At 68.1% G+C, this 16,204-nt stretch carries 40 protein-coding genes; 13 read left to right on the top strand and 27 right to left on the bottom strand.

Features of this window, described 5'->3' with window-relative positions; genetic code table 11:
• Window positions 1-5: 5 nt before the first annotated feature.
• On the top strand, window positions 6-440 hold the full coding sequence (locus AB0K35_RS27860) for a hypothetical protein (RefSeq protein ID WP_363888920.1): 435 nt from the start codon (window positions 6-8) through the stop codon (window positions 438-440).
• Here the strand turns inward: AB0K35_RS27860 and AB0K35_RS27855 are convergent.
• The 19 genes from AB0K35_RS27855 to AB0K35_RS27765 all read right to left on the bottom strand — a co-directional run bounded on the left by AB0K35_RS27855 (window position 415) and on the right by AB0K35_RS27765 (window position 7,451).
• A complete protein-coding gene (locus AB0K35_RS27855) occupies window positions 415-621 on the bottom strand; it encodes a hypothetical protein (RefSeq protein ID WP_363888917.1) in 207 nt (68 codons plus the stop codon). The two genes, AB0K35_RS27860 and AB0K35_RS27855, sit on opposite strands and share 26 nt — an antisense overlap.
• Window positions 614-1,003 (bottom strand): hypothetical protein, encoded by a 390-nt coding sequence (locus tag AB0K35_RS27850; protein WP_363888915.1) that lies wholly within the window; start codon window positions 1,001-1,003, stop codon window positions 614-616. The genes AB0K35_RS27855 and AB0K35_RS27850 overlap by 8 nt, the downstream gene beginning before the upstream one ends.
• A gap of 3 nt (window positions 1,004-1,006) precedes the next feature.
• The gene (locus AB0K35_RS27845; protein WP_363888912.1) at window positions 1,007-1,240 is read right to left on the bottom strand and encodes a hypothetical protein; all 234 of its coding nucleotides are present in this window, start codon (window positions 1,238-1,240) and stop codon (window positions 1,007-1,009) included.
• Between the two features lies 1 nt (window position 1,241).
• Window positions 1,242-1,691 carry a hypothetical protein gene (locus AB0K35_RS27840; protein WP_363888910.1) on the bottom strand — a complete coding sequence of 150 codons (450 nt, stop codon included), beginning with the start codon at window positions 1,689-1,691 and terminating at the stop codon, window positions 1,242-1,244.
• A gap of 25 nt (window positions 1,692-1,716) precedes the next feature.
• On the bottom strand, window positions 1,717-2,127 hold the full coding sequence (locus tag AB0K35_RS27835) for a hypothetical protein (protein ID WP_363888907.1): 411 nt from the start codon (window positions 2,125-2,127) through the stop codon (window positions 1,717-1,719).
• Between the two features lie 99 nt (window positions 2,128-2,226).
• The gene (locus AB0K35_RS27830) at window positions 2,227-2,745 is read right to left on the bottom strand and encodes a hypothetical protein (RefSeq protein ID WP_363888904.1); all 519 of its coding nucleotides are present in this window, start codon (window positions 2,743-2,745) and stop codon (window positions 2,227-2,229) included.
• Between the two features lie 14 nt (window positions 2,746-2,759).
• Window positions 2,760-3,137 carry a hypothetical protein gene (locus AB0K35_RS27825; RefSeq protein WP_363888901.1) on the bottom strand — a complete coding sequence of 126 codons (378 nt, stop codon included), beginning with the start codon at window positions 3,135-3,137 and terminating at the stop codon, window positions 2,760-2,762.
• 79 nt (window positions 3,138-3,216) lie between these two features.
• Window positions 3,217-3,486 (bottom strand): hypothetical protein, encoded by a 270-nt coding sequence (locus AB0K35_RS27820; protein WP_363888898.1) that lies wholly within the window; start codon window positions 3,484-3,486, stop codon window positions 3,217-3,219.
• A 29-nt stretch (window positions 3,487-3,515) separates the two neighbouring features.
• Window positions 3,516-3,944, bottom strand: a complete 429-nt coding sequence (locus tag AB0K35_RS27815) for a hypothetical protein (protein WP_363888896.1) — start codon at window positions 3,942-3,944, stop codon at window positions 3,516-3,518.
• Entirely contained in the window at window positions 3,944-4,207 is a 264-nt protein-coding gene (locus AB0K35_RS27810) for a hypothetical protein (protein ID WP_363888893.1), read from the bottom strand. Before AB0K35_RS27810 ends, AB0K35_RS27815 begins: the two co-directional genes overlap by 1 nt.
• A 58-nt stretch (window positions 4,208-4,265) precedes the next feature.
• Complete coding sequence (locus AB0K35_RS27805) at window positions 4,266-4,592, bottom strand: hypothetical protein (protein WP_363888892.1); 327 nt, start codon at window positions 4,590-4,592, stop codon at window positions 4,266-4,268.
• 183 nt (window positions 4,593-4,775) lie between these two features.
• Window positions 4,776-5,033: a hypothetical protein gene (locus AB0K35_RS27800; RefSeq protein WP_363888889.1), complete on the bottom strand. Its 258-nt coding sequence runs from the start codon at window positions 5,031-5,033 to the stop codon at window positions 4,776-4,778.
• Window positions 5,030-5,425 (bottom strand): hypothetical protein, encoded by a 396-nt coding sequence (locus tag AB0K35_RS27795; protein ID WP_363888886.1) that lies wholly within the window; start codon window positions 5,423-5,425, stop codon window positions 5,030-5,032. Before AB0K35_RS27795 ends, AB0K35_RS27800 begins: the two co-directional genes overlap by 4 nt.
• A gap of 160 nt (window positions 5,426-5,585) precedes the next feature.
• Entirely contained in the window at window positions 5,586-5,768 is a 183-nt protein-coding gene (locus AB0K35_RS27790) for a hypothetical protein (RefSeq protein ID WP_363888885.1), read from the bottom strand.
• Window positions 5,765-6,016: a hypothetical protein gene (locus tag AB0K35_RS27785; protein ID WP_363888882.1), complete on the bottom strand. Its 252-nt coding sequence runs from the start codon at window positions 6,014-6,016 to the stop codon at window positions 5,765-5,767. Before AB0K35_RS27785 ends, AB0K35_RS27790 begins: the two co-directional genes overlap by 4 nt.
• The gene (locus AB0K35_RS27780; protein WP_363888880.1) at window positions 6,013-6,162 is read right to left on the bottom strand and encodes a hypothetical protein; all 150 of its coding nucleotides are present in this window, start codon (window positions 6,160-6,162) and stop codon (window positions 6,013-6,015) included. Before AB0K35_RS27780 ends, AB0K35_RS27785 begins: the two co-directional genes overlap by 4 nt.
• 138 nt (window positions 6,163-6,300) lie before the next feature.
• Complete coding sequence (locus tag AB0K35_RS27775) at window positions 6,301-6,435, bottom strand: hypothetical protein (protein ID WP_363888877.1); 135 nt, start codon at window positions 6,433-6,435, stop codon at window positions 6,301-6,303.
• A gap of 102 nt (window positions 6,436-6,537) precedes the next feature.
• Window positions 6,538-6,756 carry a hypothetical protein gene (locus tag AB0K35_RS27770; RefSeq protein ID WP_363888875.1) on the bottom strand — a complete coding sequence of 73 codons (219 nt, stop codon included), beginning with the start codon at window positions 6,754-6,756 and terminating at the stop codon, window positions 6,538-6,540.
• The gene (locus tag AB0K35_RS27765) at window positions 6,756-7,451 is read right to left on the bottom strand and encodes a hypothetical protein (RefSeq protein ID WP_363888873.1); all 696 of its coding nucleotides are present in this window, start codon (window positions 7,449-7,451) and stop codon (window positions 6,756-6,758) included. Before AB0K35_RS27765 ends, AB0K35_RS27770 begins: the two co-directional genes overlap by 1 nt.
• 36 nt (window positions 7,452-7,487) lie before the next feature.
• On the opposite strand from AB0K35_RS27765, the gene AB0K35_RS27760 reads away from it, so the two are divergent.
• Entirely contained in the window at window positions 7,488-7,673 is a 186-nt protein-coding gene (locus tag AB0K35_RS27760; RefSeq protein WP_238670281.1) for a hypothetical protein, read from the top strand.
• A 61-nt stretch (window positions 7,674-7,734) separates the two neighbouring features.
• Here AB0K35_RS27760 and AB0K35_RS27755 read toward each other — a convergent pair whose 3' ends face one another.
• From AB0K35_RS27755 to AB0K35_RS27720, 8 genes are all read right to left on the bottom strand, one after another.
• Window positions 7,735-7,998: a hypothetical protein gene (locus AB0K35_RS27755; protein WP_363888871.1), complete on the bottom strand. Its 264-nt coding sequence runs from the start codon at window positions 7,996-7,998 to the stop codon at window positions 7,735-7,737.
• The gene (locus AB0K35_RS27750; RefSeq protein ID WP_363888869.1) at window positions 7,998-8,153 is read right to left on the bottom strand and encodes a hypothetical protein; all 156 of its coding nucleotides are present in this window, start codon (window positions 8,151-8,153) and stop codon (window positions 7,998-8,000) included. Before AB0K35_RS27750 ends, AB0K35_RS27755 begins: the two co-directional genes overlap by 1 nt.
• 79 nt (window positions 8,154-8,232) lie before the next feature.
• Window positions 8,233-8,370 (bottom strand): hypothetical protein, encoded by a 138-nt coding sequence (locus AB0K35_RS27745; RefSeq protein WP_363888867.1) that lies wholly within the window; start codon window positions 8,368-8,370, stop codon window positions 8,233-8,235.
• Window positions 8,367-8,744 (bottom strand): hypothetical protein, encoded by a 378-nt coding sequence (locus AB0K35_RS27740; RefSeq protein ID WP_363888864.1) that lies wholly within the window; start codon window positions 8,742-8,744, stop codon window positions 8,367-8,369. Before AB0K35_RS27740 ends, AB0K35_RS27745 begins: the two co-directional genes overlap by 4 nt.
• A gap of 148 nt (window positions 8,745-8,892) precedes the next feature.
• On the bottom strand, window positions 8,893-9,093 hold the full coding sequence (locus AB0K35_RS27735; RefSeq protein ID WP_238670287.1) for a hypothetical protein: 201 nt from the start codon (window positions 9,091-9,093) through the stop codon (window positions 8,893-8,895).
• Window positions 9,090-9,341, bottom strand: coding sequence for a hypothetical protein (locus AB0K35_RS27730; RefSeq protein WP_363888862.1), 252 nt, complete (start codon window positions 9,339-9,341; stop codon window positions 9,090-9,092). Before AB0K35_RS27730 ends, AB0K35_RS27735 begins: the two co-directional genes overlap by 4 nt.
• 2 nt (window positions 9,342-9,343) lie before the next feature.
• On the bottom strand, window positions 9,344-9,571 hold the full coding sequence (locus AB0K35_RS27725) for a hypothetical protein (RefSeq protein WP_363888860.1): 228 nt from the start codon (window positions 9,569-9,571) through the stop codon (window positions 9,344-9,346).
• A gap of 1 nt (window position 9,572) precedes the next feature.
• The gene (locus AB0K35_RS27720) at window positions 9,573-10,070 is read right to left on the bottom strand and encodes a hypothetical protein (RefSeq protein WP_363888857.1); all 498 of its coding nucleotides are present in this window, start codon (window positions 10,068-10,070) and stop codon (window positions 9,573-9,575) included.
• 227 nt (window positions 10,071-10,297) lie between these two features.
• Here AB0K35_RS27720 and AB0K35_RS27715 point away from each other — a divergent pair, with 227 nt between their 5' ends.
• The 11 genes from AB0K35_RS27715 (at window position 10,298) to AB0K35_RS27665 (ending at window position 16,003) form a co-directional block, all read left to right on the top strand.
• On the top strand, window positions 10,298-10,501 hold the full coding sequence (locus tag AB0K35_RS27715) for a helix-turn-helix domain-containing protein (protein ID WP_363888854.1): 204 nt from the start codon (window positions 10,298-10,300) through the stop codon (window positions 10,499-10,501).
• A gap of 122 nt (window positions 10,502-10,623) precedes the next feature.
• The gene (locus AB0K35_RS27710; protein ID WP_363888851.1) at window positions 10,624-11,286 is read left to right on the top strand and encodes an endonuclease domain-containing protein; all 663 of its coding nucleotides are present in this window, start codon (window positions 10,624-10,626) and stop codon (window positions 11,284-11,286) included.
• Window positions 11,287-11,290: 4 nt separating this feature from the next.
• Complete coding sequence (locus AB0K35_RS27705) at window positions 11,291-12,058, top strand: hypothetical protein (RefSeq protein WP_363888849.1); 768 nt, start codon at window positions 11,291-11,293, stop codon at window positions 12,056-12,058.
• 23 nt (window positions 12,059-12,081) lie between these two features.
• Window positions 12,082-12,903, top strand: coding sequence for a tRNA(His) guanylyltransferase Thg1 family protein (locus AB0K35_RS27700; RefSeq protein WP_363888846.1), 822 nt, complete (start codon window positions 12,082-12,084; stop codon window positions 12,901-12,903).
• Between the two features lie 87 nt (window positions 12,904-12,990).
• Complete coding sequence (locus tag AB0K35_RS27695) at window positions 12,991-13,182, top strand: hypothetical protein (RefSeq protein WP_363888844.1); 192 nt, start codon at window positions 12,991-12,993, stop codon at window positions 13,180-13,182.
• Window positions 13,179-13,460, top strand: a complete 282-nt coding sequence (locus AB0K35_RS27690) for a hypothetical protein (RefSeq protein WP_363888842.1) — start codon at window positions 13,179-13,181, stop codon at window positions 13,458-13,460. The genes AB0K35_RS27695 and AB0K35_RS27690 overlap by 4 nt, the downstream gene beginning before the upstream one ends.
• The gene (locus AB0K35_RS27685) at window positions 13,447-13,737 is read left to right on the top strand and encodes a hypothetical protein (protein ID WP_363888839.1); all 291 of its coding nucleotides are present in this window, start codon (window positions 13,447-13,449) and stop codon (window positions 13,735-13,737) included. Before AB0K35_RS27690 ends, AB0K35_RS27685 begins: the two co-directional genes overlap by 14 nt.
• A 283-nt stretch (window positions 13,738-14,020) precedes the next feature.
• Window positions 14,021-14,233: a hypothetical protein gene (locus tag AB0K35_RS27680; RefSeq protein WP_363888836.1), complete on the top strand. Its 213-nt coding sequence runs from the start codon at window positions 14,021-14,023 to the stop codon at window positions 14,231-14,233.
• Window positions 14,234-14,707: 474 nt separating this feature from the next.
• Window positions 14,708-14,938 carry a hypothetical protein gene (locus AB0K35_RS27675; RefSeq protein ID WP_363888834.1) on the top strand — a complete coding sequence of 77 codons (231 nt, stop codon included), beginning with the start codon at window positions 14,708-14,710 and terminating at the stop codon, window positions 14,936-14,938.
• Window positions 14,939-15,217: 279 nt separating this feature from the next.
• Window positions 15,218-15,691: a hypothetical protein gene (locus AB0K35_RS27670; RefSeq protein ID WP_363888831.1), complete on the top strand. Its 474-nt coding sequence runs from the start codon at window positions 15,218-15,220 to the stop codon at window positions 15,689-15,691.
• A gap of 105 nt (window positions 15,692-15,796) precedes the next feature.
• Window positions 15,797-16,003 carry a hypothetical protein gene (locus tag AB0K35_RS27665; protein WP_363888828.1) on the top strand — a complete coding sequence of 69 codons (207 nt, stop codon included), beginning with the start codon at window positions 15,797-15,799 and terminating at the stop codon, window positions 16,001-16,003.
• Window positions 16,004-16,204: the final 201 nt, after the last annotated feature.

Genomic DNA, 16,204 nt, shown 5'->3' with positions numbered 1-16,204 from the left:
ATGGCGTGGATTTGTTCGCTGAGTCGTTCGACGACTTGAACGAGGTGCTGGCGCGGCAGCCGTTCGACACGATGAGCACAGCGGAGCGGTTGCAGGTGGTGCAGATCCGCGCGCTGGCCGGCGGCGTACAGGTCGTTGGGGCGGGAGTCCAGCCACAGGTGCCGGGCGAGGCGTTCCCGCGCGTCCGGGGCCACCAGTCGGCTTGTGGTGTCCAACCGCTGGGGGGTGGCGTCGTGGGCAACCTCCATCGCCTCGTCCAGGCCAGCGTCCAACGCCACCGTGTGGCAGGCGTCCGCCACGTACTCGCCGACCACCTTCCGCAGGTTGGGATCCACGATCAGCACCCACGGGCCGTTCTCGACGGTGCCGATGAGCGTGTCGTTGACGTCGGCAAGTCGCTGCGCGTCGGTTTGCTCAGCCACCGTAGATCACCACCTTGATGACGATCGTCCACACGATGACGTAGGCGCAGGCGGCGATGGTCGCAGCCAACCGGACTGGGGTCGCCGACAACCACTCGATACCTCTGGACAACCAGGACAGCGGCGGGTACCAGTACGGCCAGGACAGGACACGCAGCAGGGCGAGGGTGCGCGCGTAAGGGAGCCTGCGGTCAGCCACGGGTACCTCCGAGCCCCCGGAACGCCACCCGCCGCACGTCACTGACGAACGCGGACACCCGGCCCGGGTCGCGGGGCGTGTCAAACTGGTCGACCATCGCCAGCAGATCCCGCAACGACTGCTCGGCGACGAGCTGCGCAGGCGTGGACGGCACGACGTCCTCCGGCCCGGACATCAACTGGTAGTTGACGATCACCACGTTGGCGTTCTCCATGCACGGCTTGTCACGGCGGACCGACCGCACCAGCACTTCGGTGACGAGGGAAATGTCCGACCACCCTCGGATGGGCTGGGACAGGTTCAGCTCGTGGGATCCCCATCCGCCGCCCCAGTTGTAGGAGACGAAGTATTTGTACGGACGGTCGGGCTCGCGTGAGGTCATCGGTCAGTTCTCCTTCTGTGCGATCCGGGCGAGCGCTTCCCGCTTCGCCTGCGGACCCACCGGCACACGGGTGACCATTCCGCCGTTGCCGAGCAGGTCGTCGATCTCAGCGTCGGTCATGGTGTCGTCCAACCCGTTGGTCCACGCGTTGACGTCACCCTTGGTCCAGGTGGTCCAGAACGTCTGCACCTCGGCGCCGACGGGCAGATCCTTGGCGGTCTTCGTCTCGTACGGCACGTCACTTCTCCTTCGGGTCGGCGGCGTCGGCCAGCACGGTCAGGGTGTCGTGGTTGACGTTCGGGTCGGCGGCGGCCAAGCGCAACAGGTCCCCGCCGGTGAGAGCCCCAGGCTGGGCGGCGATGTCCGAGAGCAGCGCGTCGTACGCCTTCACGTCCGCCTCCGCCCGGCCCAACGCGGCGAGCGTCGGTTTCCACAGGCCGCGCAGGAGTCGGGCCGGCACTGCGGCACGGCGCACCTGGCCCCGCTCGTGCAGGTCCACCAGCACGGCAGTGCCGTCCGGGTCGGGGTGCCATGACACGAACCAGAACGGGCCCTGCCGGCGGCGCGCGATGGTGTACGGGTCGGCGGTCACGACCACGGCCCGGGTTGGTGGGGCGTACCGCCAGTCGGCGCCACGCCCTTCGGCGTAGTACGCCTCGGCACCGGGTTGGATGTCGGCCTTGCGCATGGTCGCCTCCGGGTCAGTCAGGTGGTCAGTTGGCGGGCAGGGCGGCGATGGTGTGCAACTTCGCCTCCACCTGCTCCGAGGTCAGCCCCACCACCTGACCGCCCGGCGCGTTGAGAGCGTCCGACAGGATCTCGAACCGGAACAGGCGGTGCGGGTCGTTGATCACGCTGGCGTCGTGCCCGTTGGGGAACTCGTACCGCCAACCCTGAGTGGTGGGAACCCGGTGCTCGTCGAGGCGCATCGCCGCCAGGTGGGCGATCGCCCACTCCACGGCCCGCGCCCCGTCGCCCAGGTAGCAGCCGGTGGCGCCGCGGAGCAGCTTCACCGCCCACAACTTGGGGTTGTCGGGCCGGTCGGTTTGCGCCTGGCGTACGGCGGTGACCGCCTGCGGGCGGAGGTCGATAGCCGGGTCGGTGGTGGTGGTCTGCTGGTCCATCTCGGTGCTCCCTGCTACTGATCGGGATGTTCGGTGTTGTCGCCGGTCCGGACCATGACGTCCGGGCTTGCGGCCTTCGGCGGCCGACCGGCGGGGTGCTCAGCGGTTGCGTTTGTTGCGGTTGCGCAGGCTGCGGGCGCAGTCCGTGCAGTTGGTGTCGTTGTTGCCGAACAGCGACTCGTACGCCTTCACGTCGGCGTGCGGGTCGGCGGTGATGTAAAACAGCGGCTTGCCGCAGAACGTGACGTGATCCCCGGCGAGCATCAAGTGAGTGAGGTGGTCGGGGGCGCACGTGTCGCACCAGCCCTGCTGCTTGCGGCTCGGCTTCACGCCGGGTGCGTTGAGGCGGGCGTTGCAGCCGGGGCAGAGCGCGTCGGCTGCGTCGTCGGCGGGAAGAGCGGCGAGGCCGTCGGTGGTGATGGCGAACATCCGCCGGTAGCGGGTGGTCGGCCCGTCGGTGATGTAGTCCAGGTCGGTGAGCTGCCGGATGTGGAGGTCTTTGACGGCGGCACCGCCGAAGCTGAGGGTGACGTCGCCGCTGTTGTTGCGACCGAGGGTGCCGTCGGCGGCGGCCCGGAGCGCGCGGATGGCGGCTTTGGACAGCTTCGGCGCGATCATCACTGCGGCCCCTTTCAGGCGAAGTAGTTGGGGTTGGTGGACATGCGGCGACCTTCGGCGATCAGCTGGCCCCGGAAGGCCCGCTGCTCGTGCGACGGCTCGTGCTCCGTGTGCGACTGTTCGGCGGCTTCCCGGTTCACCGCGTACTCGGCGAGCCCGTACCAGATGCCCTCATCGCCACCGGCCAGCCAGTACAGACGCAGGTCGTCGGCGGATTCGGCGTCGCACTCGTAGTCGAACAGGGCGCACTGCTCGCCGTCGCAGGCGGGCAGGTGCACGAGCAGGGTGTCGATGCGGGCGTTCTCGGTGAAGAACGACCGGAATTCGAGGATGCCCTGAGGGGTGCCGTACAGGTAGCGGACCTGCTCGGCGGTGTGGCGGGCCTCCTGCATGTCGACTCCCTCGGGTTGGCATCTCCGACACCACGAACATTACCCGGGGGTGATGTCACGTGTCAACACCCATGGGTAATTACTTCTTGCGGATCCGCAACGCCGGATTCCGATGCCGAGACACCGCCTTGTTCACCGATGCCACCGACGTCCCCACCTGCTCCGCAACCTGCGCATACGTCATCGACGACGCCAACTCCACCACCGCCTCATCAGCAGCAGCCGACAACACCACCCGCGCCACCTCAACCAGCTCGCGGGCGGCAGGCACGCGCTTAGCCGGCGGCATCTTCGCCAAAGCGCCGATCAACCGAGCCAACTCACGCACATCAACATCACCAGGATTCATGACCTCAGGGTAATCGCCGGCAGCGTCCATCACGCCTCCCGATGCTCGGCGATGATCTGCCGGTACCGGGCGAAGTCGACCAGCCCCGGCGACGCCAGCTCGGCGCGGTCCACCCGCGCCAACGCACCAGCCCACCGGCCTTCGCGAAACGGCACCTCGGCCTCAGCGAGACACGCCCTCGACGCCGCAGCCCGAGCCTCCTGCCGTTCGGCGCGCTGCCCATCCGTGAGCGGACCAGCCGCCAGAATCTCCGGGTGCGCGTCCAGGTGCTCGCGCACTGCCGCCCACACCACGGCAAGGGTGTAGCGGTCACACAGTGCTGACAGGCAACCCTCCGCCACATACCGACTCACCGAAGACGGTGAGCCGGACGTCGCCGGGTTCGCTGCCCATTGGCCCGCGTAGTCCTCGCAGGCGTGCGCCATCCGCACCCGGTCGACCGGATCCATCGCCGGCATCACTGCCACCCCCCGTCGACGACAGTGATGGTCCGCGATACCACTCGGGGGTTGCTGGTCGGCCGCCAACCCATCAGCTCGGCAGCGTCACGCTCTGCCGCATCGCGGGTCGACAGTTCGCCGCCGCTGGCACCACGCGCAACAGTGACATGCGCGGTGCCACGGGCGCCCTCGTACTGCACACCCCACAGGGTGTACGTGCCGGCAGGAAGCTGACGCATCCACCGGTCCAACTCTTCAGCGGGGACGTTGAAGCCGGCCACGGCGGTGGTCCTTTCGTGGTGGGTGGGGAAAAGATCAGCGGACCCGCGCGGGCTGGGACTAGTGCCACTCGACGGCCGCTTGGTTGTCGACCGCCCACGTGGCGAGCCGGTGCAGGTCGGTGAGCCGGTCGGCCAGGTAGCCGGGGCGCCGCCCGCAGTCGGTCCAGTTGCGCTCCTGTACGGCCGGAAGGCCGTTGGCGTCGTCGGTGGCGACGGGTAGGAGCGCCTGGGCGATGAGCACCCGGCCGAGGAAGTCTTCGGCGGAGGCGTCAGCCCAGTCACCGTCAAAGGTGTAGCCGAGCAGATCGAGGATCTGCGCGGCGTTGCCGTTGGCCATGTTGACCTCGGGGGCACCTGTGATGGCGGGAGCGAAGGTGATGGACATGGGTGCCTCCCTGGGTTGGGTGTGTGGTGCTCGCGTCCCTTCGCGCCCGTGGCGCTGGGGAGGCCCCTGTCCCGCTCGCGCGGGTCCGCTGTGGAGTTGTGTGGTGCTGTCGTTTCCGACACCACGAACATTACCCCCGGATGATGCCCGTGTCAAACACTCGGGGGTAATGACGTGGCGATCTCAGATGCTGTCGGCGAGCACGTCAGCCCATGGCACGGTTAGCGACGACCGGTCCCGCCACACCTCGAACGTGCCGTCGCCGACGGACAGCACGAACCAGCCCCGGCCCATACCGGTGATGGTGACAGTGACGGCCTCGTTCTTGGCGAGCCGACGGCGGATCTCGGCGGCCTGGTCGACGTGCACCTGACCGGGCTGCGACGGGGTCACACGGCGGTGCAGACGGGCGGGCTGGGCGGTGAGCAGGGGCGGGGTCACGACGCCACCGCCGCGAACGCCTCGTACTGCTTGACGAGGTCGTCCCACAGCATGCCGTTGAACGTGTCGTTCCCGCCCCAGTCGCGTTCGAAGGGTTCGACGATCTCAGCACCCACCTCGTGCGCGCACCCACCATCGGTGAGCGGGCACGGGTCGTGGCCGGGCCGGTGGATGATGGGTCGCCCTGACGGGAACACCCACCCGTCGTTGCCGTCGTACCGGGTGTCGTTGGGCAGTTCACATTCGGGGCGGGCGACGGCGACGATGCTGACCATGCCGGATGGTCCGTCGACCACCCAGTGTCGGCCGCCGGCCACCTCAACTGTCACGGCAGTGCAGTCGATGTCGCGGTAGAACTCGACGTCGTCTTCGGTGAGGGCTTTGCTGATCATCGCTGGTGATCCTCTCGGGTGGGGCAGTTCAGGGGGCGCGTCTCGGTCACGGTGTCGGCTCCGCAGTCGCAGCGCGTCGGCTTCGGGGTGAGCTGCACAGGCCGGCGGGTGGTGCGGGGGCGACCGTAGGTGGCCACCCCCGCGATCTGCTCCCCCGCCGTCACCGGCCACCGCCGACGGTGCGCACGAACCGGCTGGTCGACGGGACCGGCCCCGAATGGTCGGTGACGTACTGCCCACCGTCGAGGCGGGTGCGACCACGGCCCGGATCCTGCGCCGGCCCCGGGAAGCCGTCGAAGCGTCCCCGGTCGCCCAGCTCGGCGCGCGGCTGGCCGTCGCTCACCGCTGCACCTCGCCGTCGGTGACAGGCTCCCGGTACCGGCCGGCGAGATGCCCGCCGACGATCGACACGGCAACCGCCGGAACACCAACCATCAGCCCGACCCACCACAAAGACGCGGTGACGGTAAACAGGCCGCCGACGACAGCGAACAGCCCGATCCAGATGAGTACGGTGGCCACGTCGGCGACGGTCTGCGCCCGGTTGGCTTTGCGGATCCTGGCCGGGTCGACACGCTGCGGGGCGGTCACTTGCCGCGCCTTGCCGCGCCGTCGGCCTGCGCCTGGCGGGCGATCCGCGCGAGCGGGTAGGTGGCCTTCGGGTCGTTGAGGGAACGCGTCTCGTTGCGCACCGCATCCATGTTCGGCATGTCGTAGGACGGCTTACTCTTGGCCATGGTTGATCACTCCTTCGGGATGGATCGGTCGGCCCGGCCGTCGAGTGGGTGCTCCTTGGCCGGGTGGATTCCGTGATCGGGATCGGCGGGGGCGGCCTGCTTCTCTAGGGCTGGGCCGCCCTCGCGCGGTCGTGGCGGTTACTTCGCCTTGGCTCGGCGCTGCGCGTCGTCGCGCCGCACCTGGTCGCGGAGTGCGTCCCGCTTCGCGTCCTGCGCGGCCTTGAGCTGCGCGTCGTCGCGCCGCACCTGGTCGACCATCTCTTTGCGTCCCATGTCTGGGTCCTTTCGTCGTGCCGTCAGTGGGTCTGGCGGCCTCCGAGCGGGCGCCCTGTGGCGGGCGGGCGCCCTACGGAGGCGGTCATGGCGGGCTCGCTATCAGTAGCCGTGCCGTTTGAGGGCGTCACACGCAGCGGCCTGATCGGCCGGTGTCGCCGAGCGCATCGCCCGCTCGAACTTCACCTTGGCGACGTCGAACTCCGGGCTGTCGATGTCCCGGTCTGCGGCGTCGGTTTCGTCCATGCCAAGCTTGATCAGGTTCGTGACCTTGGTGCGGTCCACCGGCGCCGGCTTCGGGGTGCGGCTGAACAGGCCCATCAGCGCACCACCAGCAGCACAATGCCGGCGGCAGCCCCAACAGCGCAGGCGACCATGAACAGCAGCAACCGCACCGGCAGGCGCGGCAACTGGACGGCCGCGGCGGCACGCTCTGCCTCGAACGCGATGATCTTCGGTTCCACGGCGGCCCGTTGGGCTTCCGCATCGGCGAGCGCGTGACCGATCACCGGATCGCGCCTCAAGTCCCGCAGCACCTCATCGTCGGTGCGGTAGTCGCCGAGCAAGTCGCGTAGGGCGCTGACCGGCACGTCCATAACCTCGGCCATCTGGCAGGTGACACAGCACCCCCACGCTGTCCGGGACGGGGCGACCCGGCAGCGGACGCACACGTCCGGGTTGTGGCCTCGCGGTGGCCGTGGGCCGATCCCGCCAACTGGTGTCCCGTCGGGTGCGACCTGGGAGGTGGGGTCGACCACGTCGTATTCGACGTCAGTGCGCACAATCTCGCTGTCGCCGTCGATGTCGCTGAACCAGACGAGGCGGGATCCGGCGGCGAGTTCGGTGATGTGGTGGATGGTGCGGGCCCCGGAGTGGTCGAGGGAATCCAGCCACTGTCCTGGCCGTAGGTCGCGGCCGTGCACCTTCTCAACGCGGGTGTACCAGTTGAGCCCGGGGTGGCCGTCGATCTTGCCTGGGTCGAGGTATGCGGGCTGCTCGTAGTCGTCGGCGGTCATTGGTGCTGCCAGCGCAGGTGCTCGCGGGAGCCCTGCATGACGTCGTTCCCGCCGGCCGACTGGATGGGCTCGCACCGGTTGTCGCTGCACCGGCCGGTCATGCTCCCGGAGGGGCGGCTGACCACCTCCACGGTTCGCTTCGTATTCCAACTGGTGACGGTGGCTTTGGGCGTTTCCTTGGCCATCGGTTCCTCCTGCTCGTCGGGTGGTTGGCTGCGGTGACCCTGCGCGGGCTCGGACATGTGTGGCCGAGCCCGGCAGGCTTACCGGCAGGCGGGAGCTGTTACCGCTTGACGGAGAACACGTCGTGCCAGGCGCGGCGGACGTCGTCGTTCTGGCTTACCGACCCGTCGTTCCAGCGTTGGCCGTCGACCATGGCGGCGGTGCGGGCCAGGTTGGCGTGCAGGTGTGCGCGCATCAACATCCGGTCCCGCTGCGCGTCGCTGGGCTTGCCGTCTTCCCAGGTGGGCTGCTCGGCGAGGTCGGCGAGTTGTAGGGCCAACTCGACGTGCTGAGGGCCGGTCAGGTTGGGGCGGTCGCCGGCCATCAGCGGCCGAACCCGGACGATGCGGCGATGGCGGCACGGCGGGCGGTGCTGCGACCGGGCCGGACGCGGATGGTGCGCACACCGTCCCCGGCGTCGACGGTGATGGGGCGACGAACCTCGCGGGTGGTGTGGGCCATCGTGGCGGACGCGTACATGGTGATCTCCTCAGATCAGGATGAAACAGGTTTGAGTGGGTGTGCCGGCCCCGCCCCCTCGACGGGGCCGGCGGTGCTGCTACTTGCTGTTGCGCTGCTTGTCGGCGGGTGTGGTCAACCCGTCGCGGATCCGGTCCGCTTCGATCAGCACCTGCTCGTCGCGCCCGGCGGGGGTACTGGCCCGCTTCTCGTCCAGGCGGACCACCTTCGCGGTCACGACTGCGGCTCCACGTCCGAGGTCACCTGCGGCTTGTGCGGCAGCGACATCGGCGCCAACCACGACCCGACCAGCCCGAACATGGACGCCGCCTTGCCTGCGTCGAGTCGGGAGACACGGCCGCCCACCTCAACCGCCACCTGGGGCTGCGGGTCCTTGCTGATGGGGTTGTAAACCACGGTGACCTTGAATCGGACCCCGTCCGGGTCGGTGGCTGCGGTTGACGTTTGGCACGGTCCGTCGTGGCCGGTGTTGTGGCACCACAGTGGGTGGGTGCCGTAGTCGGCGGTGACGGGTTGCGGCTTGAGGTCGTGGAAGGCGGGCCCGTCGTTGCGGCCAGCGTGTCCGGGGCGAATCCTGTCGAAGAAGCTCACAAGATCACCGCCATGACCATCGTGTCGGTCATCGGGTCGTCAGCCTCACCCTTGGCCCACGGGTCGGAGGTCGGGTGGACGTCCGACAACGGGCGAACCACACCCGGGCGGTGCGCACCGTGCAAGCCGAGGATCCTCCGCAGCCGGGTCACGACGACACCACCGCGGAGTTGTACGTGCCGGTCGGCTGGTCATAGCCGTACGACACCCGCGACTCAAACCGACCATTCACTGCCTGCGGAACGGTCACCTTCCGGCCGTCCGTGTACGTGACCCGCAGCGTGTTGTTGCGGCGCCGCACCCGGGCAACCTGCGCCTTCGGGGTGTTCGTGTTCGCCTGAGGGCTCATCGGGCCACCACCGAATCCAGCCACACAGCCAGCTCGGCGGGAACCACGGTCGGGTCAATGCGGTGGTTGAACCAGCACACCGACTCGGCTTCGCCAGCGGTGACCGCGATCAGGTGCCACACACCTGCCGGCGTCCGGTGGTAGTAGCGGTTGCCGGGGGTGCCTTTCTCGGCGATGGCGACTGTCACGCCGAGCAGCGGCACAGTGGGGCGGTCCGCCCACACCCACGACAGGGTTGAGGTGTCCATGATCAGGCCACCCCCGCCCGCACGTAAGCGGTCAGCTCGTCCAGGTCGGCGGCGGTGACCGTGTCCACCTGGTCCATGGCCGCGTCCAGTTCGGCAACCCGACCCTCGTAGCGGGCGCGACCCCGGTAGTCGTTGGCGAGACGGATCAACGTCGCCATGACCTGCGCGTTGTCGCCAGCCTTGTTGACGGCGTCCCGGTCTTCCGGGTTCGACAGCATCAGCGCGACCATTTCAGGCCACCGCCTTCACGCCACGCTCGGTCAGGGTCGCGGAGGCGACAACCCGGCGCAGGCCCGTACCCGACGCGTAGTTGAGGGTGACCAGGCCCTTACGGGCCAGGGACTTGAGCTGCACGACCGTCGCCGCAGCGGACCGGTTGACGGTGCCGCCGTTGTTCAGGGCGGCCCGCAGGACCCGGTTGCCGGCGTCGGACGGGTTGGTGAGGTGCGCCCCCGCCATGGTCGGCGGGACCTGCCGGCGGCGAACACCCGTGGTGGTCGGCTCGGCGGGGTTCTCGTTGCGGTACATCTCCGCGTAGCCCCGGGCGACCAAGCGAGCAGTCTGCTCGTTGTCGTAGCTGCCGCAGTTCGCGTCGATGCGGAGGGTGCCCTGCATCGTGGTGACCGTGTAGGCGTTCTCGCGGACGTACTGGAGTGTGATGGTGATTCGGCCGTTCGGGGTCGTGTAAACGACCTGCTGGCCGGGCGTGCTGAGAACAGTGGTGCTCATCTCGGGGTACCTCCCGATTGGGCTCCATCGGTGCGCCAACACCTCGGGAGCGGCTTGCCTTGCTAGAGACAGTCTTGCACGGTCTGACAAGTTTGACAAGGAAGTCGGGAAAGACAATAATGATCGGCATGACAAGCACCGTGCTTCACACGACACCCCGAGGTCGGTCGCCCGACCCGACCACTTCGCTAACCTTGTGCGACTTGACAACGTCGACAGGGGGACAAGTGGCAGGCGACGAACTCACGCCATCCGAGGTGGCAGCCGAACTAGGCGTGTCGCCCGCGACCGTCCGCCGATGGGAGAAGCGCGGCGTCCTCACGCCCAGCCGGCGACTTCCCGGCGAACACGGACATAGGCGTTACAGCCGCAGTGCGGTCGACGCGCTCAAGAAGAAGTTCGCCCCGAAGCCCGAGAGCGACAGCGACTAAACAGCTCGGCCGGACGACGCCGGCCCGCAACGAAAGCGGGCCGGGCAGGAGTTGGCGCTCCTGTGATCCCGGCCCTTGACTCGGAGGTACCCGAGCCCGTGCGACACCCTAGCTCAACGAACGTGGGGAACATCAGTGCGACTGATGGGCGCAGATTCCCGCCTGTCGGCCTGCCGCGATCCCCTCGCAGCCAGGTCAAGCAGCACCAGAACAACCAGTGCCCGACCCACCGGCGCTACCTGCTCCACTGCCCACAGTTCGACGGACTGCGGGCGGAGGTCGGCTACGCATGTCAGATCTGCGGGACCCCCGAGGCCGAAACTGCCCACGGCAGGCTCGTCATCGACCACGACCCGGAGCTTGGCTATTGGGCCATCCGAGGGCTGCTGTGCGGGACTTGCAACACATCCTTGGGGCGCGACCCGGAACGCCTGCCTGCCGCTGCCGGCTACCTGGCGCAGGCATGGCACGTGCGCGCCGGCCTCAACTACCTGCCGGTTCCAGTCCCCGACATCCCACTCTTGGCCGAGGCGGATGCGCTCCGGTTGCTTACGGAAGCGAAGGGCCGATACCTCGCTGCGGAGGGTGGCGTCACTGGCGACATCCGAAGCGCGCGAGAGGACCTGAAGCACGCTGTCCGAGTGGCAACCAAAGCCGGGATTCGCCAGTGCGACATCGTGCTAGCGATAGATCGGATCTGGACGCGCGAGCTGGTCTCGTACCGACTGCAAGAGCGCGGTCGGTGGGTTGTCCGGAACGTCAACCAGCCTGAAAACTGGCGGTGACTGCGTGGCCGGGGACGGGCGGGCTACCGGCCGATGGTTCCGCGACGTCTACCGCGACGCGGTGTGGGAGTCCGAGGATTTGAGCGCTACCGAGAAGGCCGTTGCGGAGACGTACGCCCGCCACGCGCGTGACAAGGACGACGACAAGTCTGCGACCGCCGACCTGGCCTGGCTCACCTATCCCCGGCTCATGGTGAAGGCCGGCATCGGTCGGCGAGCGAACGTGAGCGCCGCAGTGGTGAGCTTGGTTGCTCAGGGGTGGCTGACCGTTGTCCGCGAGGCAAGCCGCCGGCCGACCCTGTACCGGCTGACAATCCCGGCCCGTAGTTCCGATGGTGGAACTAGTGACCGTGGTTCCGACGTCGGAACCACGGTAGTTCCAAAGATCGCATCTGGTAGTTCCGCTTCCGTCGCTGGTAGTTCCGACGGTGGAACGCAACCATTAGGACCATCAGTAAAACCACCATCAGTAGTTGAGAGAGAGATGCCCGCGAAGAAGTTCACTTCGCGGCAGAGGGCTGACGCCGAAGGCTTTCGGATGCTGACAGTCGTTCGCGACTACAACGAGCCGCAGGCGCTCCACTTGATCAAAGAGCTGAACCGGAAGTACGGCATCTACTCGGCTGCGTGGTGGATCGAAGCCGACGAAAACGGCAGCCTTGACACTCGCATCAAAGAGGTCAAAGCCGAATACCTTGCCGAGCAGGCGGCGAAGAGGGATGGCCGCACCCCGCAGCCCATGCGCGGCCTACCTGACCCGTGGGCAGCATGACAACCAGCAACGAGGGAGACGTGATGACGACCGACACCGACAGTCTCGGCGACCGCATGAAGGGCTACGAGCGGGCAACACTCACCCTGCTGCCCCGCCGCACCTACACGATCATCCGAGTGGACGGCCGCGCCTTCCACTCCTACCTGCGGGGAGCGGACAAGCCGTACGACCAGCAGTTCATGGCCGACATGGACGCCGTCGCCCAGGCACTCTGTCAGGAGGTGTCCGGCGCGGTGTTCGCCTACACGCAGTCGGACGAGATCAGCCTGTTGGCCTGCGACTTTGCCACCCCGGGCACGCAGCCGTGGTTCGGCGGGGTGGCTGCGAAGGTGGTTTCGATCACCGCCGCTGTCGCCACCGCCACCCTGAACGCACGCAGGCCAGGTCGGACCGCCCTGTTCGACTCGCGGGTGTTCACCATCGCCGACCCGCGCGAGGTCGCCAACTACTTCATCTGGCGGCAGCGTGACTGCGTGCGCAACTCGATCACGATGGCCGCGCAGGCGCTGTTCTCGCACAAGCGGCTCCACGGGGTGAACACCAGCCAGATGCAGGAGCTTCTGTGGTCGGGGCATGGCGTCAACTGGAACGACTACCCGGACGGGTGCAAGCGCGGCCGGGTGGCGGTGAAGCGCTCCGGCGAGCGCGAGGTGACGTTCACGCACAAGCGCACGCAGGAGGTGGAGACGGTGCAGGCGCTGCGGTCGTGGTGGGAGGTCGAGCCGGCCCCGCACTTCACCCCGTCGCCTGACGGCTTCTTGGCTGCTGCGATTCCGGTGATGCCCGGCCTGATCGAGCATGGCCGCATGGACTTGCTCGCCCCCGCCGTGTCTCGCGGCTAGCAACCCGATAGCAACCCGATAGCAACCCGATAGCAAACGCCACAGCAAGTGCTAGCACCTGACAGCAACGACGAACGGAGCACGACCATGACCAGCAACGTTGACACCATCCCGCAGCCCGGCACGGTCTGGGAGCGGAACGACAGAACCACCGTCACCGTCACCGAACTGACCACCATCAACAACAAGCCTAACGTGGCGTACGAGGTCGGTGCTGCTGGCGCTGGCGTGGCCGACCTGGACTATTTCCTCAAGCACCACACGGAGGTGACCGGATGACCACCCCGACCGGATCCGGCTACGCGTTCCGCTGCGAGGTTTGTGACAGCGACCCCCGCTGGACGATCACCCGCATCGGTGACGTGGCCACCACGTGGGCGTGCGACACCGACCTTGCCGCCGCCTGCGACCGGATGCAGCGCGACTTCGAAGTCACCGAGCTGCGGGTGACCCACTACGCGAAGGCTTTGGAGTGGGCGGAAGTTGCGCGCACCCTGGCGAAGATGCCCAACAACCCGAACCCGGTACACGACGGGGGACGCCATGACCCGTACTGAGGACGAGATCCGCCGCGACGAACGCCGCAAGGTGGCCGAGGAAATCGCCCGCGCGATCGAGGTCGCGGAGGGCCGCCGCTGCCCGGTCTGCTGCGGCCCGTGCTTCGCCCTCAAAACCCTGCTCGACGCCGGGCAGCTCGACGACATCGTCCGCGCGTACGGGTCGGAGGGCTGGGATTGGTGGGACGCTGACACCGGGCAGGTGGATCGTGGACTGTTGGCCCGCGCCTGGCGGATGACCGAGTGCCACGCCGAGCGGACGGTGGGTGAGGCGTGACCGCCGAGGACCGCGCCGGATGGTGGGACGCTCCCGCCTCCGACTCGTGGACGTGCCCCGACTGCGGTGTGGCGAGCCCCGTCGAGCGGTGGGCGGAACAGCCGGTGGACTGCCCGGACGGCGGAGGCTGCGGCGATCACGACGGTCGGGAATGCCCCGCTTGCGGTGAGGCGCTTGACCACGTGTTCGGTGCGCCGCGAATCCTGAAAGCGACCACCGCTGCCGCCACCGCCCCGCAGGGCACCCAATGAGCGGCACCCCTCAACGCCGCACCGGAGGGGCGTTGAACGAGTTCCTAGGCTGGCTTAGCCTGCTGGTGTTGCTGCTCATCGCCGCACTACTCGGCTTCGGGGTGGTCGCCTACGTGACCGGTGGTGAAGTGACCGACTGGGAGATGCGCTGGCTGGCCCGCGGCATGGTCGCGCTTCTGCTGATGGTCGGGCTCGGCTACATCCTCGACCCGAACGCGGAGCCCATGAAGCGGCGGCGCCGATGATGGCCCGCATGCCCGGTAGGGCGCACCCGCCGTGGTGCCCCGCCTGCCACAAACCGCCTGGTCGGGACTGCATGTCGCAGGTGTCGTTCTTCGACTTCCCAGTACCGGATGAGGAGTGGCGTCGTGGCTGAATCCCCTCGCAATGCCCTGGCCGTCGCCGCCGTGGCGAGCACCCTCGGCCGTGCGGTCATGGCTATTGGTGACGCAATCCGCGACGCCCGTCTGACCCGGAAGCCGTGCACCCCGTACTACTGCCCCACCTCGGGCGACACCGAATGCTGCCCCGCCCATTCCGGGTGGGATGTGTGCTGCGACCGGCCTGACCTTCACCGCCCGATCGGGTCGGCAACGCAGCACCCGACGCCGTGATCAAACCCGGCGGCGTTGAGACGTGGCCAAGTCGCTGACCTGATCGCGGACCTCCACCACCTACCGTGTGTTTCCGACACGATCCCCAACGTGAGGAGACACACGATGGCACGCGGCGCCGACAAACCCCTGTCGACCACCATCAGCTGGCCCGCTGTTCTGGTAGTCGCCCTCGCCGGCCTGTGCCCCGCCTTCCTTGGCGTTTACTGGGCGATCCCCGTCACCGCGGCTGCCACCGCAACCGGCATCGGGGTGTGGAAGGCCGTGCAGTTCCTCGGCCTGGTGCTCGAACACCAGCGGTGGCGGGACATTGAGGTACCCGCCGCCGACGACTGACCGGCGCTCGCACCGACCCGCCCAACCCGCGCAGCCCGAATGCACCTGTTGTGGCCGCCGCGAAGCCGCTAACCTGGCCGTTCGTTGATCACAAAGACGTTTCGGGGGTGGCACGTGGCCGGCAGGTACCGCAGCGCCCCACCCGCGCACCGGGCCCCACCCCTGCACGACCCGTGGACACCCCACGACTTTCCCGACACCACCACACCCATCTGCCGCGGCTGCTCCTACAGCCCTGACGGCACACCCCTCACCCCCGTGCCGTTTCCCTGCCCCGTCGTGGCCGTCGAAGCGCCCGACAGTGGCAACAAGCCCGACCCGGTGGCGTTGCTGGCCCGCGCCGTCCGGAACCGGCGCATCGTGCTCGGGTTCAGCCAACGGCAGATCGCCGCACGTGGCCACCTTGCCCCCCGCACCGTCGTGAAGGTAGAAAACGCGTACCCGGAGACGCTGCGGGCCCGCACCACCGCCGCCCTGGAACGCGCATTGCAGTGGGACGCCGGCAGCATCCAACGTGTCCTCGACGGCGGCACACCGGTTGAACTGTGGACTCCCCCGGCCGCCGGGAATCCTGAGGTGGCGGTGGTGTTGGAGGCAGGGTTGCCGACGAACGCTGAGGACTTGTTGGTGGCGCACATGACGGCCCGCCGCGCCGACATGGAGGCGGCTTTGGAGGGCGAGGCGAGGATGCTGATCGAGCAGGTTCGCAAGGTGCGGCGGATCGTTCGATGGGATGCCGGTGCGGACTCGTGATCAGTCCCGTGCCGGACGTCTTTGTGTGGGTGACCTGCGCTGACACCGCGAACGTGAACACGTAAGAAATAGACAAAGCACGTTCTGTGGTCGCACAATGAGCACATGGCGACGAAGACGCGCACCGATGGCTTCACCTACGCCGTCCCGTACCACGTGTGGGCGACGCGCCGCGCCAGCACCATCCAGGCTGCCCGGCAGTCAGCCCGACGGAAGCGCAAGCGCGCCGACGGCGACCCGATCGTTCACGTCATCCTCGAATGGCCTGGCGACGACGACACCGACGACCAGTTGCCGCTGGAACACTGCTGAGCGGGGCAACCACCCCCTCACCCGAGGCACCGCATGTCTACCTGTCGACAGCCTGCGGCTCGGTACCTGCAAGTTTTGCGGCGCCGCCTGTGTGTGCATGGTGTGCGAACACGGCATGGTTGGGTCGCTCCGCGGCTCCGGCCGGAGCCGCGGAGCCGCAGGGTGAAGGCAGGCGGATCAATAGATTAAAAACGAACATGA

Source organism: Micromonospora sp. NPDC053740 (genome assembly GCF_040677775.1).
Taxonomy (GTDB): Bacteria; Actinomycetota; Actinomycetes; order Mycobacteriales; family Micromonosporaceae; genus Micromonospora; species Micromonospora alfalfae.
This window is presented reverse-complemented; position numbering and strand designations above follow the sequence as displayed.